The organism is Thalassolituus sp. UBA3500, from assembly GCF_002377545.1.
In the GTDB taxonomy this organism is placed as follows: domain Bacteria; phylum Pseudomonadota; class Gammaproteobacteria; order Pseudomonadales; family Oceanobacteraceae; genus Thalassolituus.
In genome coordinates this window covers 133,594-149,338 of sequence record NZ_DFQB01000059.1, presented here as the reverse complement: position 1 = coordinate 149,338, position 15,745 = coordinate 133,594, and the positions used below count along the sequence as shown (strand labels likewise).

Sequence of the window (15,745 nt, the reverse complement as noted above, 5' to 3'; positions counted from 1 at the left end):
TCTTATGTCCTGTATCTGGTCGTAGCGAAGGTACAATCTATTAATCGCCGTCACTGAAATTAATACCTAACTCTACGGCCAGGCCATCGGGAATTTCTCGTTTAAAATTGCCATCCAGCAATCCGGCAGCGGTATAAAAGTCCAGATTACTTGCATCATTAATCGCTTCATAAGCGCGTTCGAAATTATCGCGAACAGACAGTAAGGCAGACTCTTCCTGAGCAGCCAGCATAAGAGAAGCCAGGGTCACAACGGTGCTTTCATCACCCTCTACAATGGCTTCAGTCGCCTCGATACTTGCCTGCATAAGTGACCAGCTGATTCCGGATATCTGACCTGCCTGATCAGCCACTGTGCGCTGTTTGAGATAATTCAGGTGCTCTTGAGCACTGGTGAGCAGCAGAGTGAGTGGCGCCGAGCCATCGTCAGTTGCACCTCTGAGAAATCGTTCGCGGTAGGCTTCACCCGAATTCTGATAGTCACTGACCCAACCCTGATGAAATTTATTCGCGTAATCTGCCTGCAAGTTAGATAACCCTTTCAGGTAGTCACAGCGTCGGGGCTCTGCAATAAATCCAGCCACGATGTCTGAATCAGATGTGCTTTCAGAGGCGTCTTCAAAGAGCGCGACTTCTAAGGCCAGCAGGCCTGTTTTAGTAAAGCTAAGGCGGTCAAAATATGCATCGTTTAATGATTCACTTCCTGAAGCGGACTCATTAATTTCAGCACGTACGGTTGAGGTGTAATCGTTACCGCGCTGGCGTAGCGAATCGATAAACAGATAACCGGGGGTCAGCAGGTTATCGTCAGGCGGCCCGAACAGAAAAGGCAGAATACGATACCAGCTGGTAGTACTTTTCTCCCAGGCGCTCTGGACCTGCTCAAGCCCATCCGTATCCGGGCCAGAGCAGAAGTCTGAGGTAGCGACGACCAGCGCATCGGCATCACGGGAAAAAGCTTCCACAGAAGGTATGACAGTCTGATCGATGATACGTGTTAATGCTGTATTCAGCGTATCATCCGTCAGAATTAACGGATCATTTTTACGCTCACCTCCACAGGCGGTCAGCAGCACGGCCAGCAATATCGTCGCTGTGTTTCTTAAACGCTTTTCTCCGTGTACTGAATCGCTCCGGAAGCGGTGAAGTAGAGTCTTGGGCTTATTCAAAGTAGTCAGCCTTTTAGGGTTATCACAGGTTGAGATAAATGGTTATCGAAGCGCAGGTTGGGGTAACTCTGACGCAGCGCTGTATTTTCTTGTTGGGATACAGGGTCAATAAATCGCAATTCACCTGCTGAATTACTCAGCACAAAACAATCATGCAATGTACTGACAGACACACCGCATACATCGTGCATCTGAAAGTAACCTAGCAGGGTTTTCGAGGTCACATGCCAGAAAGCTGCGAAGTTTCCTTTCGGGGTCGTCATGCAGGCAATGCCGGTCGGAGCGTGCACCGCCACACTGCCCATATAGTCATGAGCGCCTAACCACAGGTTTTCAGGCGCCGGTAAGTAATCGAAATGCCGTTTTTCTGTCAGTACGGCGGCGAGTGGCCGTGGTGCAGAATCATTCATCGCCTGCCGCTGTACCTGCAAAGCAACTACAACACTGCCCTGTGCGCTGATGGCAAGATGACGGATACTCGCCTTCGGTTCATCAAGGGTGTAACGCTCGGTTATTGCTCCGGTCGTGCTATTAATCAATACCAGTGATGAACTCATCTCAGTGGCATCGTTACTCCGGCCATCCACTCCCGGATAACGACCACCGTTAGCGACGACAATATGTATTCCATCTGGCATAAGCAGCACTTCATGAGGTTCTGGATCACCACTTTCAAATTCACGAAGTTGATTAAAACTGTCAGCATCACGGACACTGATCATGCCCTTACCGTGGTCCGGGCTTCCGGGTGAGAATACGGTCTGCGTGACGTATATTTCAGTGCCATCCGCGCTATAGCAGGCATGGCCCTGAAACTGGCGCTCAGGTAGCGCACGAAAGCGCCCGGACTCCTGACCGGTAACCAGGTTAAAAAGAATACCTTCACTGCCGGGGCGGCGAGCCATCATCAGGGCCGAATGGCTCTCCTTACCTGCTGGATTAAGACATACGCCATGACCGCGAAATACCGTTTGCTCTGGGACGGCCGATTGATTACGGGATACGGAGGCAAACCCGGTCTGATCCTCAGATAGAACTGCTGAGCCCCAATATTCAATCTGCGTGTCTGACGATGCACCAGAAGACAATCCCATAGTCATCCCACGGAGTGGCAATAACACCGCGCTGCTTAACAAGCTTGCTTTAAGAAGCGTTCTTCTGGTTGTCATCTACTTGCCTGAATACGTAGCATGGCCATTCATAGCGCCTCAACAAAATCGATCAGTTGCTGTCGGGTATCTGCCGACATAGCCTCAAAGAGCGCACGCGCTTTAGTGGCTTCTCCGCCATGCCATAAAATCGCTTCTTCTACCGTTCGTGCGCGGCCATCATGTAAAAGCGACAATTCAGCACCCACGGTTTTCTGCAGGCCAATTCCCCATAAAGGAGCCGTTCGCCACTCAGAGCCCGACGCCTGAAAATCGGGCCTCTGATCCGCAAGCAAAGGCCCCATGTCGTGCAAAAGAAAATCGCTGTATGGCCAGATACGTTGATTCGCCAGATACGCTTCAGGCGCATTCTCTGAAGTAATAAAAGAAGGTTGATGGCACTGCTGGCAGCCAGCGAGGTTAAACGCCGCTTGGCCAGCGCTGTGTTTCTCTGTCAGACGAGCTGCCGGCGCTCCGGTATGGCGCAGAAACTCGACAACTAAATCTAATAAATCAGCGGGAATTTCGAAGCCATCCGCATTATTTCCATTTGGTTGCTGCTGGCACAGTGGCTGTTTATCTGTGCAAGGCTGCATCGGAAACAATGGATTTGAAATACCGATGTCATCTGCAAACGCTGCCGCCACGGTGATTTCCAGATCAGGACGATTGGCCTTCCAGCCAAAGCGCCCTGGAACCGTAGATTGTTCCGAGACGCTCCAAACCTGATTCACTCTGCCCGAGATACCATCGTTATTACTGTCGGCGGGATCTGCCAGAGCATCAATATCAGCCTGTTCAATTGCTGCAATGAGCCCCATACCAAACATACCCGGCGCCTGACGCAGGCTGAATAATGTTTCAGGGTGCAGTTCCCCATCGCTGAGTTGGCGTAAATCCAGTTGAGGCTCTCGCAACTCCACGACATGGCCATCGGGGTAGGTGTGCGAATGGTACTGCCAGTTAATTCTCAGGTCGGCCTCTGGCTTCAGGTCATCCGGGCCGGGGGGCAATCCAAGCTGTGCCATCAAACCCGTTGCCTGTGTCTGAACCTGTTGGCCATAGGTAGGTTCAGGCACTGAGCCCAATTGCGGTTCTTCGCCCGGAATGCTTAAACGCACAAAGGCGGTGAAAACCGCTTGGGTATTGTCGGCAGGTAATGTCCCCCGCCCGCCTTCAATATGGCAACCAAGACAACTGCGGGCATTAAACAATGGCCCCAGGCCATCACGCGCGGTTGTACTCGTCGGCGCCTTCACCCATGGCTGATGAGCCAATGCACGCCCTGCATAAAAATCGGCTTTCTGCGCATCCGTGAGCGGCGGCGCTGGCATATCAAAGCGTGTCAGGTGGGTTGCTGCGTAGGTTGCAGCACCGCCCGCCAGAACCTGCTGATTCAGCGTTTTACTGTCATCGCAGCCACACAGCAACATCAGAGAAGAAAGCCCTGAAATGCCAACCACTAACGTAAAAAGCCGGCGAAGTGCCGGCTTTTTATTTACCACGGCAGACTTACTCGTCACAGCTCGCAGTTGGGTCTTCAGTATCACAAGCTGAGGCTTCAGGGTCGACGACAACAGATCCGTCGATGCCTACTTTATCAGCGATATCAGCGATCAATGCTGATTGTGCGTTCAGGGCAATAATGGTCTGCGCCACCGCACTGCTCACTTCGGCATTTTCTTCCATGATCTGAACATCGAACGGAGAGCCCGCGCGAGCCTGAGTATCAATGGCGACATATTGAGTTTCAGTAGCCGACAGAGCAACGGCTATGTCAGCCGCCAGTTCTGCTTCGCCTGAGTCTTTCAGCCAGTCATCAATGCCGTATCCGTTCACAGCATTGGTGGTAATGTCATCAACACCATTCAGTGTGCTGTCATAGCCTGCATAGCGACCGTAGTAGCTGTTTGATACGCCTTCAGCGTTCAGCCAGATATCACGGTGTGTGTTATCAGAGAAGCATGAGTGCTCGTCTTCCTGAGAGTTTGCAGAGAAAGCGATCTGCATACGCTCACCGGCCAGCTCACCTTCAGACAGTGTACCCATACCGGTAAGAATCTCGGTCAGTTTCTGTTTAGCCTGAGCTTCGTTATTCACCGTAGTAAAGGCTGTACGGTAAGCGGCACCCGGTGCCCAACCATCGCGTACAGATTCCAGATCCGCGATCAATTTATCGACCGCAACCTCAAGGAATTTATGACGACGGTGAGATTCAACGGTTGGATCGTACGCTGCATCGACGTTCTCATTCTCAGCGGCTTCGTCAGCATCATAGCTTGGCTGGAAGTCAGTGATTGGGCGATCACCGCCGGCTGCATAGAAAGAATTGTCTTCACCCGCATCTTCCTCATCGAACACTTTTACCGCATTGTTACGGTCAGTCCCGTCGGTAGTCTTGCCGTTGTCATTCAGATCCTGACCCCAGAGCAGGAACTCAATCGCATGGTACCCCGAGATAACATCATGCTCGTCTTCAGCTGAAGCGCTTACTTCAAGAAGTGCGGTATTAATCTCAATATCAGTGCGCGCGATGATATTGTCGGAATTATCGTAATCTTCGGCAGTGATCTCGTAGAGAGTTCCATCATCAGTGACGTTCTCGTCACCGACACGACCGCTGGAACCTGATACTTCATTGTCCGTCACACCAATCTGGCTCGTACCGAAATCCGCGCTGACGTTCATTTCATCGTCGAGAACTTTCACATAATCAATCAGCGCTTCACCCAATGGCCATGCGTTGATCGCGCCTTCCGGACCGTCTTCACTGCTGTAGTCGGTTGAATCAATCGGGCTGTTACGGAAACGGTAAACCTCAGTCTGGCCATAGGGCTCACGCGCCACCAGCCAGGCACGCTTGGCCGCCTGCAGGTTTGCTTCACTCGGGTCCGCCCGGAAGTCAGCGAGTGCTGCTTTCAACGCTTGTGCGGTTGTAACTGAGTCAAAATAGGCTGCGTACGCAATCTCCGCATTGGTCTCAAGTACCTTACCTACGTTTTCGAGGTTAAGGATATCTTCCGTGCTGCTGCTGTTGCTGCCTCCACAGGCAGCCAGTGTAAATCCGGCCGCGACAACGATCGCCAGTCGAGAAAGCTTCATAGGTTACTCCATCATCTGAGAGCCACTGGGGCTAGAAAAGTTGAAGTACATTAAACTCAATGCGAATTACTTTCAATAACAAATGTAAGCTAGTGTCATGATTTAAATCATTATCATCTGCTATCATCCGCGTACTCTGACCAACTGACTCAAATGGTTGTATTTTCTTGAGGTATCAACGGTGTGGCTTATGAAACTGAGCGTGCGACCCCTGGCTTTACTACTCCCTGCAACCCTGATTGCGTGTGGCGGAGGCAGCGGAGGATCTGATGATTCAGGTTCAGTATCGATCACAGAGATTCAATTAGGTGACGCTCTGTTCCACGACACCAACCTCTCGCTGGAGCGGACGCAGGCCTGCTCGACCTGTCACGACCCGGACCATGCGTTCACAGATCCCTCGACCAACGGAAATGGTAATGTGCGCTCTGCATCGATCGGCGACGACGGCGTATCCCTTGGTGACAGAAATACGCCAACAGCGCTGTATTCAGCCAGTATTCCCGAGTTCACCTATGGGACTCACCAGCGCTTTAACAGCCCACAAGGCGACTACACAGGCTACATCGGTGGTCAGTTCTGGGATGGTCGTGCGGCAACGTTGGAAGATCAGGCAGGTGGCCCGCCTCTGAACCCTATTGAAATGAATCTGCCCGACAAAGCAACCGTCGTTGCGCGCCTGCGTGAAAACACCGACTATGAAGACGCCTTTACCGAACTGTACGGCACCAATATTTTTGATGATGTTGATGAAGCCTACAGCGCGATGACTCAGGCAATTGCTGCTTTTGAGCGCAGTCCTGACATGTCACCCTTCACCTCAAAGTACGACAAATTTATTCGCGGTGACTATGAATACAGTCCGGTTTCCAAAGCCGCACTAGGTAAGGCACGCTTTTTCTCGCAGCAGTTTACCAACTGCGCAACCTGCCACCAGCTTCGCCCCAATGGCAATGAGGGCGAGACATTCAGTAATTACGAATTCCACAATATTGGCGTACCGGTGAACACCCGATTACGCACAGCAAACGGCAGCGATGAAGGCTTCACTGATACGGGTCTTGCTGCCATTGACGCTGTTTCAGACGAGCCTGATACAAGTGAGCTGGAGGGTAAGTTCCGGGTGCCTACCTTGCGCAATGTCGGCGTTACGGCGCCCTACATGCACAATGGAGTATTTCAGTCTCTGGATACCGTCATCCGCTTTTACGATCGCCACCTGGTAAGCTCAACCAATGGCATAAACCCTGAAACCGGGATCGCCTGGGCGGCACCGGAAGTCGGCGAAAATATAAGCTTCACGGAACTACGTCAGGGCAACGCCCTGAGTGACAACGATATCGAAGGGCTGGTCTGTTTTCTTTATAGCCTGACCGACGAGCAATACGAGCATCTGCTTCCGGCAGATGCTGAAGAGTGCGGACTCTGATTGCCAGAGTCCGTTTTCATGATTAATTAAAGCCAGCGTATTTTACGGAACAACGCCAGCAAGCCGACGGCAATAGACCCCATCGCAGCGAGCAGAATAAAGTAACCATTCTCTATTTTTAACTCAGGGATGTACTCAAAGTTCATGCCGTAGAGCCCTGCCAGAAACCCGAGAGGCACAAAGATCGCAGTAATGACCGTGAGCACTTGCATAGTGCGGTTCAACTGATGCGAAGCAATCGAAATATAACCATCAATTAAATCACCGCTGATGCTGTAGAAAATTTCTGCAAGCGTATAAAGACGATCAAAACGATCATGAAGATCGGTAATGGCGTGCCCCATGGCGTCATCTTTACTGCTTAACGCGATGTAGTCGTCGCTGAGTAATTCATCGGTGATATTTTTGTGATAATTGAACAGGCGGCGCAGTTTTACCAGCCGCGTGCGATACGTAACAAGTTCACGCATCAGGTCATCGTTGCCATTGGTCATCAGCGCATCTTCGATGTCACTCAAACGCTCTTCAAACTTAAGCAAAGCGTCCAGGTACAATCCGGCCGACGTGTGCATAATTCTCAGTGCTAAAAATCCCGGCCCCTGTTTCAACAGGGCCGCCCCCTGATCACTGAAAAGTTTCTCAATACTCGCCGCCTGCTTAGGGTGGCGGGTAATCAGAAAATTATGACCGACAAAAAAGGCAATATTCTGAGAGTCATGCTCAAGCTCTGCATTGAAACTGGCGATACCGCGATACAAGACAAAGGTAAAGTCGTCGAACTCTTCCAGTTTAGGCGGATGACGATCACGCTGAGCATCCTGCACCGCTAATGTGTGCAAGCCCAATCGTTCAAGCAGCTTACGTTCGCCGGAGGTGTCTTCTTCCTGAACATCCAGCCAGAACTTACCTTCGCGGTTTCGCTGCCACTCAATCAATAATTCAGAACCACCGGTGCGGATAGAACCGTCACTGCTCTCAAGCATACATCTGATCATAATGTTTCCTGTCTTTATTCTTTCGGTCAGAACAATCGATGCTGCTGCCCGGCTTCCTGATCAAAATTATGTCCAGTGAACTGAAAGATAGAATCAGCCACTGGTTTAAGTTGTTTTTCCAGATAGTGGTGATAGTCGATCGCAGACTGCCTTACCTCTACTGGCTCTGGCCCGTTAACTGTCATGATGTAACTGATCCACCCACCTCGTTCCTGATATCTCGGTGGACGTCTCTGGGTTTGCAGCCAACGATCCATAACCGCCGCCGCTTTTGCATGCGGCGGCCTGCTTTTCTGGTAGTGCGGCAGAGGCCGTCTCAGACGCTTACGATATATCAGCAAGTCATCTGTCTGGCCATCAAAAAGTGCGCTCACCTGCCCCTTTAACCATTGCCCCCAGGGTTCTCCACAGAACACCCGGCGATACAGTTCTTTCTGAAACTCTCGTGCCAGCGGCGTCCAATCGCTGCGCACCGCCTCCAACCCCTTAAACACCAGACGGTCGTCGTTTGCGTTAATGCCGGCGTAACGTTTTTTACTGCCCGTTTCAGCACCACGGATTGCTGGCATAAAAAACTGCCGGTAATGCGTTTCGTACTCAAGTTCCAGATAGCTTTTGAGCCCGAATTCGTTGTTCAGTTCAATAGAAAGCCACTGGTTAATATCTTCTGCGAGTTGATGCCCCAGCGTGTCGGCGTCCTGGTCACTGAGCTCCTGATCTACCCAAACAAAAACAGAGTCCGTATCACCATAGATAACCTGATACCCCTGCTCGGCGATATACGCGGTTGTGCGCTGAATAATGTCATGTCCACGCTTCGTAATAGAAGCCGATAACCTCGTATCGTAAAAACGACACCCCTCTGAACCCAGCACGCCATAGCAGGACGCCATGATGATTTTGATCGCTTGCGACAAGGGTTTATTGCCCTGCTGCTTGGCGCCTTCACGCAACTCACCCAGATGGCGGATCAGATCGGGCAGGATATGTTCATGACGGTGAAATACACCCCCGAAATAGCCCGGTACGGTTTCCTCTTCAGCCGCATGTTCAGCAGAAATCAGGCCCGCAGGGTCAATGCAGAATGTACGAATAATCGAGGGATACAGACTTTTGAAATCCAGAACCAGTACATGGCGGAACAACCCCGGCTGAGAATCCATAACATACCCACCCGGACTTTTTTCGGCGCTGTAGCCATCGCCCATATTGGGCGCTACCCAGCCAGCCCGATGCAAACGCGGCAGGTACATGTATTCGAAAGCCGCAACCGATCCTCCCATCCGGTCCATAAGCAGTCCGGTCATGCGCGAGCGTTCGATCAGAAAATTAAACAGATCGGTATGTTCAAAGATACGCCAGACCAATTCGCAGTCTTTCAGGTTGTAGGCCGCCAGTGCCTGTTTATCTTCTACAAATAAACGCTCAATATCACCACCGCGCTCTTCACCATGCAGGAGTTTTCCTTCCCCCAGTAATTGATCCGCGACATCATCAAGAGCAAAACTGTCAAACTGCCAGGTCGCTGTTCTCAGACATTCGATGCCATCCAGTATCACGCGCCCCGGCGTGTGCAGAAAAATACGATCTGGATTTTGTGCAGATTGACGCCAGTCCAGTAAGCTGCCATCGCGCCCCAGGGCAAAAGGAATATCGTGCTCAGCAAACTTACGCCTGAGAAACGCCATATCAAATTGAATGAAATTCCAGCCAATCAGTACGTCAGGGTCATATGCAGCGATGACCTCCAGAAAGCGTGTTAATAGGGCCGGCTCATCTGCGACGGCTTCATAACTATCGCCTTCCTGGTCACTAATCATAAGAACGTGCGAAAACTCAGGCGCATAAAACGCGATAGAGAATAACCGGTCGGGTTCATCGGTGCGCGGGAATGAGGTTTCAATATCGACTGACAGGTAGCGCAGATCCGGGCGGTAGTCACCAGGCGTCAATTGCACATCGGTCGCTGACTGCCAGCAGGAAGCAACCGTCAGGTTGTCACCTGAGCGCCATTGTCCACCGTGGATTCTGGCCGACCCGGCGATAAAACGCTCCATCAGATAACGATCGGTTGGGCGGATATCCAGCTCATACACGTCTACTTTCTGATCCTTCAGAACATCCCGCCAGCGATAGAGATAGGATGAAGGAAGATAACAGGCCACGGCCGGCTCTTTATTAAAAAGCTTCAGTCCGACTTCTCGCAGAGTGACCGGCCAACCCAGTGCCGCAATGACTTCCTGAGCACGCACGACGTGTTGCGCCGGGATAAAGCATACGCACGGTTGTTCTATGCAGGTGCGGACAGCTCCCTCGGGAGTCGACCACCAGAATGTCAGCTGTGTTTTATCCCCCTCATCCTGCCAGCGGCTGCTGAGAAGAAACGCGGGGAGCGGTGTGGAGAGCAATGTCAGAACCAGTGCCTATACTGAGAGCATCAAAGTGTATTTCAGGAGTCACTGCATGACCACACCTCAAATCAGTCAGGACCCAATGTATCTGATGCTACGCGACGATAACGTTGCTGGTTTCAATCAGGCACGGGAGTCCGGGAAGTCCTGTGATCTTACCGGGTGTGATCTGCGTGGACTGGACCTGCGTAAACTCAACGTGTCAGGCATGGACCTGACCGATACGTATTTCCGCGGCTCAGATTTGCGCGGTATCGACTTTCGCGGTTGCCAGATGGGTGGCGCCAGCCTCGCCGATGCCAAAATCAGCGGCTGTTATTTCCCGCCCGAACTGAGCGCCGAGGAGATCCGCTTATCGGTAACAATGGGGACGCGCCTGCGTCACCCGAGCAATATGTGACTCAGTTATCACTGAGCGCTTGAGGCTGCTTACATCTCAGCCGAATCGGGTAAAGTAGTGTCATCAGCAATTGCTCACAGAAGCAAGAGAGGCACCATGTATCAGAATGGAACTGAACCCGCGACAGGATTTGAAGCGAACTCCCCCCGGCTTCAGCAACTCGCCAGAGAGATGCTGCAAGGCTTCACTTACACGCAGAATGCAGTCACTTTCGAGTCTGTGGATGACCTCTATGAGCATTTTGATGAAGACACCCTGTTCCTGGTTAAAGATGGCATCATCGACATCTGCTGTAATGAAAACACGCTGTTTTCGTGCGAAGAAGGCGACCTGATCGGTATCAGCCAATCGTTTCATTTGCCGTCTCCTACTCTGACAACCGACGGCTACGTTGAACTGCAGCCCATCAATCGCGACGATTTTCTACTGCATATCTACAACGACAAACGCCGCCAGCACTGCTGGAGCCATTACCTGGTTACTCTGAATTCATTGCTGACCGAACGTCTGGGCGCCATGTCGAAAGAGCAGCTCAAGCCCGCGGCCGGATTCCTTAACTTCTCAGCGGGCGACACCATCATTCAGCAAGGCGACGATGCTGACATGGTATACACCATCATCAGCGGTAACGCCGATGTCATTGTCGATGGCGTGTCTGTAGGAGAACTGGGAGAGGACGAAGTATTCGGCGCTATGGCCGTATTCACCGGAGAGAAACGGTCAGCCTCTATCATAGCGTCAACGGCATGTACCGTAATGGCGGTGCCACAGCAGGACTTTACCGTCTTGATTGAAGCGCAACCCCAGGCTGCGGTGAACCTGATCGAAAACCTGGCGCGACGCATTAATATGATGAACCAGCAGGTATTAGAACAGCACTGATCGCTACACCAGAATCGTAAAATTGCTCTTTGACACACCCTTTACAAAACTAAATGATAATTATTATTGACTGCATTTAGGTCCTGCCCTAGTATGAATCCTGTCGCTGGCTCATCACCAGCGATGTTCAGCATTCTGACATGGTCTGAATGATGATCTCTCTCATCACTGGCCGAGAGGCCAGGCTAATCACGGTTGCTTTGCCCCTCTATCTTTTCACGAAGAGTCGAGGGGCGTTTTTTTGCCCGCTTGTCAGAACGACTTGCTAGAATAGTCCTCCGGTTTTCATACCCCGCAAGGCAATACCTTTGCGGCATTGCTTACGATCAAGAGAAGTAACAGGACGCACCGTGCCAGCCATCTGCAAAGATTCCGACCTACAAGAAGGCCAGTCCCGTGGATTCGAACTCGACGGCCATTCTTTTTTTGTCGTCCGCCAGCAGGGCAAGGTATACGCCTACCGCAATCACTGCCCTCACCTTGGGGTAAACCTGGAATGGATGCCCGATCAGTTTCTGGATTCTGACGGCCGATTAATTCAATGTGCGATGCACGGTGCACTGTTTCTGATTGAGAGTGGCTATTGCGTATCCGGCCCCTGCACTGGCCAATCTCTCACACCGCTCGCCTGCGAAGTACGCGACGAAGGTATTTGGGTCGATCTCTGATCAGCAATGTAAAATTTATCAGAGTACGAGGGGCAATAGTCCACTGACCTCGAGGCCGGAGTCATCTTTTGCGAAGGTAACCTTCGCCGCCATCACTTCAACCCCCGACGCCATCACTTCGCGCAATGTCTGTGCGTACTTCGGGTCGATGTGTTCGGCAACGGTGACTTCACGTATGCCTTCGTGCGGCACGCAAAACAGCAATACAGCCCTATCCCCCTCTTCTTTCAGAGCCTGCAGCCGAAGCAAGTGCTTACGTCCGCGATCAGTCACTGCATCAGGAAAGCACCCAAGACCATTGTCCTCCTCCAGTAAAGTGACGCTTTTCACTTCAATCCAGCAGCGACGACCGTCGTCGAGAAGCTGACAGAAGTCGAGTCGACCATCTTCAACTTTCGGCTCCCGCTGAAGCGACTCGTAATCATCGAAGCTCTCTATTTCTCGGGCCTCAAGCGCCTCTCCGATAATTTGATTGGGCCGCGCCGTGTTTACGCACACACGGTATTTACTATCGACTTCGACCCACTCCCAGGTGTATCGGTATTTTCGCTTCGGGTTCGCGCTGTCCGATATCCAGACCTTACTCCCCGGTTCAGCGCAGCGTTTCATCGATCCTGTGTTTGGGCAGTGCACTGTTATTTCAGACCCGTCCTGCAAGCGCACATCCGCGAGAAAACGTTTGTATCGCTTGATAAGAGTTCCTTCGATCAGGGGCAATTCATACTTCATTATTTGTCCCCTCGGTTTTGTGCTGCATCAGCGACATAAGCAGGCAACCAGTCTGCCAGACGGCCCACCGCTTCTTTTAAACGCTCAATGCGTGTCGTGAACGCAAAGCGCACATGCTCGCCAGCACGATGATCACCGAAATCCACGCCCGGAGTAATCGCAACCCCTGTTTCTCGCAGAAGCTGGGCGCAGAACGACAGGCTGTCATCGGTAAAATCGCTCGCATCGGCGTACACGTAAAAAGCCCCCTCTGGCACAACGGGCACCTTAAAACCTAGTTCAGGTAACGCGCTGAGTAAGTAGTCACGACGCTCGTGCAATATCTGCCGACGTTCCTCCAGTGTCGCCATCACCTCAGGCGAAAAGGCAGCCATAGCGGCATACTGCGCTGGTGTAGACGGTGCCAGAAATAGATTCTGGGCGAGAGTATCAAGCACGGGAACGAGTGATTCAGGCACCACAGCCCAACCCAAGCGCCAGCCAGTCATGCCAAAAAACTTAGAAAAACTGTTCAGCACAACGGCGTCATCAGCGACCGACAATACGGTTTCTGCACCGCCTTTGACCTCGCCCTCCGCAAAATTCAGCCCCTGATAAATCTCATCAACCCAGAGTTCACCACCTTGCCTGCTAACGGCCTGCGAGAGTTGTAAGAGTTCATCTGTCGACAGAACCGCACCGGTAGGGTTTGCCGGGCTGGCCACCAGGGCAGCGCGTGTCGATGGTTGCCAGTGTGCTTCAATATCAGCGGCAGTCAGTTGGTATTTCTGATCCGGGCCTGCCGCAATCAATTGACCATGAGCTTCAAAGACCCGCGCAAAGTGGCGATTACAAGGGTATCCCGGGTCTGCCAGCATAAGCTGATCACCCGGATTCAGCCGCGCTGCCGTGAGCAACAACAGAGCCCCGGATGCGCCCGGCGTCAGGACGACACGTGAGGGTGAGACCTCTACATCAAAGCGCGAGCGGTAATATCCGGCGATTTTTTCGCGCAGCTCTGGCAAGCCCAATGCAGGGGTGTAGCCCGTCTTTCCGGCCCTGAGAGCGGCAATGCCCGCTTCGGTCACCTGTTCCGGTGTTGAGAAGTCCGGCTCTCCCACTTCCAGGTGGATAATATCGCGTCCTTCAGCCTGCATTGCCTGAGCCTCGGCCAGAATGGCCATGACTTGAAACGGCTTAATCTCGCCACTTCTTTTCGAAGTTAATGACATAGTTCTCAAATTCTTGAAGGTTTATGGGCTATTGTGCCAGATTAGGTGTTGGCACAGCAGGATACGAACATACAAATGAGCACATAAAAGTATTGGCGCTGGCGATGTTATCTGATAGTTTCCCGGCCTTGTATTTTTTGCGCGTCTGATGCATAGCTCAGAATGCGCTGATGCGTGACTATTATTTGAACAGGTGAGGCACAAGAGAAATGCCGCAAGAGAAAAAAGAATTTGCCCTGTCTGACTTTACTCCATACGACCTGAAAGATGGCGAGGAGTATATGAATGAAGCGCAACAGGAACACTTCCGCAATATTCTGCGTAACTGGCGCCAGGAATTGATGGAAGAAGTCGACCGCACGAAAGAGCACATGCAGACCGAACTCAACAACTACGCTGACCCGAACGACCGTGCCAGCCAGGAAGAAGAGTTCAACCTGGAGCTGCGTACACGTGATCGCGAGCGGAAGCTGCTGAAGAAAATTGAGAAGACCATTGATCTGATCGATAAAGACGACTACGGCTACTGTGAAGCCTGTGGTGTCGAAATCGGTATTCGTCGTCTCGAAGCCCGCCCGACCGCTGACCTCTGTATCGACTGCAAAACACTTGCAGAGATCAAGGAAAAGCAACTCGGCGTATAAGCTCCGGCGCTTTAATACAGTGACCGACAGGCAGGTTAACCTGCCTGTCGGAACACAAATATGACAGACTATATCGGGCGCTTTGCCCCCTCTCCAACCGGGCCTCTGCACTTTGGCTCTCTGCTGGCCGCACTTGCCAGTTATCTGGACGCACGACATTGCCGGGGGCAGTGGCTGGTCCGCATCGAAGACCTCGACCCTCCCCGCGAAGACCCGACGGCTACCGCCGAAATCCTGCGTATTCTTGATGCCTATGGCCTGCACTGGGACGGTGACGTCGTTTACCAGAGCCAGCGTGGTGAACTCTATCAGTCCGCTCTGGATAAACTTCGCGATCAGGGCGATGCTTTTCCTTGTGCCTGTTCACGTAAACAGCTCGGAGGAGAACTTCACCTGGGAGTCTGTCCTCCCCCTGCGAGCCATGATTTCGCCTGGCGCTACCTGTGCCCCGGCGGCGTCACCGCATTGCATGATGGCCTACAGGCCGACCATCGCTATGACCTCGCGGATGAAATTGGTGATTTCGTGATCCGCCGCCGCGATGGCTTCTGGTCATACCAGCTTGCCGTTGTTGTCGATGACGCCGCACAGGAAATTACCCACGTTGTACGCGGCATTGATCTCATCGATTCCACGGTTCGTCAGTATCTGCTGCAACAGGCGCTATCCCTGAAAGTCCCGCAATACAGCCATATTCCCGTAGCGGTAGAACAGAACGGGCAAAAACTGAGCAAACAGAATCTGGCCCTGCCTCTGTCAGGCGAACACATCAGTGAAACACTGTGGCAAGCGTTGCACTGGTTACGCCAGTCGCCTCCGCAGGCATTGCTTGGGGCGCCCGCGAGCGAACTTTTACACTGGGCCGTCCGCCACTGGAACACAGAGCCATTGAAGGGGCAGACATCAATGCCTGCGCCCGGGCCATTTCAACGCACATAATCGATGCCTGGTGTGCTAA

General features: G+C 52.2%; 14 protein-coding genes. 6 read left to right on the top strand and 8 right to left on the bottom strand.

Features of this window, described 5'->3' with window-relative positions; all coding sequences use genetic code 11:
* Positions 1 to 40: 40 nt before the first annotated feature.
* From B2R29_RS15110 to B2R29_RS15095, 4 genes are read right to left on the bottom strand one after another with little or no spacing between them, the layout of a single operon-like run.
* Complete coding sequence (locus B2R29_RS15110) at positions 41 to 1,168, bottom strand: imelysin family protein (RefSeq protein WP_301181819.1); 1,128 nt, start codon at positions 1,166 to 1,168, stop codon at positions 41 to 43.
* Between the two features lie 5 nt (positions 1,169 to 1,173).
* Entirely contained in the window at positions 1,174 to 2,337 is a 1,164-nt protein-coding gene (locus B2R29_RS15105) for a DUF1513 domain-containing protein (RefSeq protein WP_300428431.1), read from the bottom strand.
* A 29-nt stretch (positions 2,338 to 2,366) separates the two neighbouring features.
* Complete coding sequence (locus B2R29_RS15100; protein ID WP_301181818.1) at positions 2,367 to 3,821, bottom strand: di-heme oxidoredictase family protein; 1,455 nt, start codon at positions 3,819 to 3,821, stop codon at positions 2,367 to 2,369.
* A 7-nt stretch (positions 3,822 to 3,828) separates the two neighbouring features.
* Complete coding sequence (locus tag B2R29_RS15095; RefSeq protein ID WP_301181817.1) at positions 3,829 to 5,418, bottom strand: imelysin family protein; 1,590 nt, start codon at positions 5,416 to 5,418, stop codon at positions 3,829 to 3,831.
* Between the two features lie 190 nt (positions 5,419 to 5,608).
* Here B2R29_RS15095 and B2R29_RS15090 point away from each other — a divergent pair, with 190 nt between their 5' ends.
* Complete coding sequence (locus B2R29_RS15090) at positions 5,609 to 6,847, top strand: cytochrome-c peroxidase (protein WP_301181816.1); 1,239 nt, start codon at positions 5,609 to 5,611, stop codon at positions 6,845 to 6,847.
* Between the two features lie 26 nt (positions 6,848 to 6,873).
* On the opposite strand, the gene B2R29_RS15085 is transcribed toward B2R29_RS15090, so the two are convergent.
* Together B2R29_RS15085 and B2R29_RS15080 are read right to left on the bottom strand one after the other, a co-directional pair.
* Positions 6,874 to 7,842 carry a magnesium transporter CorA family protein gene (locus B2R29_RS15085; RefSeq protein ID WP_301181815.1) on the bottom strand — a complete coding sequence of 323 codons (969 nt, stop codon included), beginning with the start codon at positions 7,840 to 7,842 and terminating at the stop codon, positions 6,874 to 6,876.
* 26 nt (positions 7,843 to 7,868) lie between these two features.
* Positions 7,869 to 10,250 carry a DNA polymerase II gene (locus B2R29_RS15080; RefSeq protein ID WP_301181814.1) on the bottom strand — a complete coding sequence of 794 codons (2,382 nt, stop codon included), beginning with the start codon at positions 10,248 to 10,250 and terminating at the stop codon, positions 7,869 to 7,871.
* A gap of 55 nt (positions 10,251 to 10,305) precedes the next feature.
* Here B2R29_RS15080 and B2R29_RS15075 point away from each other — a divergent pair, with 55 nt between their 5' ends.
* The 3 genes from B2R29_RS15075 (at position 10,306) to B2R29_RS15065 (ending at position 12,203) form a co-directional block, all read left to right on the top strand.
* Positions 10,306 to 10,653 (top strand): pentapeptide repeat-containing protein, encoded by a 348-nt coding sequence (locus B2R29_RS15075; RefSeq protein ID WP_301181813.1) that lies wholly within the window; start codon positions 10,306 to 10,308, stop codon positions 10,651 to 10,653.
* 96 nt (positions 10,654 to 10,749) lie between these two features.
* Positions 10,750 to 11,535: a Crp/Fnr family transcriptional regulator gene (locus tag B2R29_RS15070; RefSeq protein ID WP_301181812.1), complete on the top strand. Its 786-nt coding sequence runs from the start codon at positions 10,750 to 10,752 to the stop codon at positions 11,533 to 11,535.
* A gap of 350 nt (positions 11,536 to 11,885) precedes the next feature.
* Entirely contained in the window at positions 11,886 to 12,203 is a 318-nt protein-coding gene (locus tag B2R29_RS15065; protein WP_301181811.1) for a Rieske (2Fe-2S) protein, read from the top strand.
* Between the two features lie 18 nt (positions 12,204 to 12,221).
* On the opposite strand, the gene sfsA is transcribed toward B2R29_RS15065, so the two are convergent.
* Together sfsA and B2R29_RS15055 are read right to left on the bottom strand one after the other, a co-directional pair.
* Positions 12,222 to 12,932 (bottom strand): DNA/RNA nuclease SfsA, encoded by a 711-nt coding sequence (gene sfsA / locus B2R29_RS15060; RefSeq protein ID WP_301181810.1) that lies wholly within the window; start codon positions 12,930 to 12,932, stop codon positions 12,222 to 12,224.
* A complete protein-coding gene (locus B2R29_RS15055; RefSeq protein ID WP_301181809.1) occupies positions 12,932 to 14,143 on the bottom strand; it encodes a pyridoxal phosphate-dependent aminotransferase in 1,212 nt (403 codons plus the stop codon). The genes sfsA and B2R29_RS15055 overlap by 1 nt, the downstream gene beginning before the upstream one ends.
* 209 nt (positions 14,144 to 14,352) lie before the next feature.
* Between B2R29_RS15055 and dksA the strand changes: the two genes are divergently transcribed.
* Together dksA and gluQRS are read left to right on the top strand one after the other, a co-directional pair.
* On the top strand, positions 14,353 to 14,787 hold the full coding sequence (gene dksA, locus B2R29_RS15050; protein WP_301181808.1) for an RNA polymerase-binding protein DksA: 435 nt from the start codon (positions 14,353 to 14,355) through the stop codon (positions 14,785 to 14,787).
* Between the two features lie 60 nt (positions 14,788 to 14,847).
* Entirely contained in the window at positions 14,848 to 15,726 is an 879-nt protein-coding gene (gene gluQRS, locus B2R29_RS15045) for a tRNA glutamyl-Q(34) synthetase GluQRS (RefSeq protein WP_301181807.1), read from the top strand.
* The last annotated feature ends 19 nt before the right edge of the window (positions 15,727 to 15,745 follow it).

Bases quoted from the DNA above. Each gene is read 5' to 3' on its own strand.
- B2R29_RS15105 (WP_300428431.1), bottom strand. From the start codon at position 2,337: ATGACAACCAGAAGAACGCTTCTTAAAGCAAGCTTGTTAAGCAGCGCG.
- B2R29_RS15095 (WP_301181817.1), bottom strand. From the start codon at position 5,418: ATGAAGCTTTCTCGACTGGCGATCGTTGTCGCGGCCGGATTTACACTG.
- B2R29_RS15090 (WP_301181816.1), top strand. From the start codon at position 5,609: ATGAAACTGAGCGTGCGACCCCTGGCTTTACTACTCCCTGCAACCCTG.
- B2R29_RS15085 (WP_301181815.1), bottom strand. From the start codon at position 7,842: ATGATCAGATGTATGCTTGAGAGCAGTGACGGTTCTATCCGCACCGGT.
- B2R29_RS15075 (WP_301181813.1), top strand. From the start codon at position 10,306: ATGACCACACCTCAAATCAGTCAGGACCCAATGTATCTGATGCTACGC.
- B2R29_RS15070 (WP_301181812.1), top strand. From the start codon at position 10,750: ATGTATCAGAATGGAACTGAACCCGCGACAGGATTTGAAGCGAACTCC.
- sfsA (WP_301181810.1), bottom strand. From the start codon at position 12,932: ATGAAGTATGAATTGCCCCTGATCGAAGGAACTCTTATCAAGCGATAC.
- B2R29_RS15055 (WP_301181809.1), bottom strand. From the start codon at position 14,143: ATGTCATTAACTTCGAAAAGAAGTGGCGAGATTAAGCCGTTTCAAGTC.
- dksA (WP_301181808.1), top strand. From the start codon at position 14,353: ATGCCGCAAGAGAAAAAAGAATTTGCCCTGTCTGACTTTACTCCATAC.
- gluQRS (WP_301181807.1), top strand. From the start codon at position 14,848: ATGACAGACTATATCGGGCGCTTTGCCCCCTCTCCAACCGGGCCTCTG.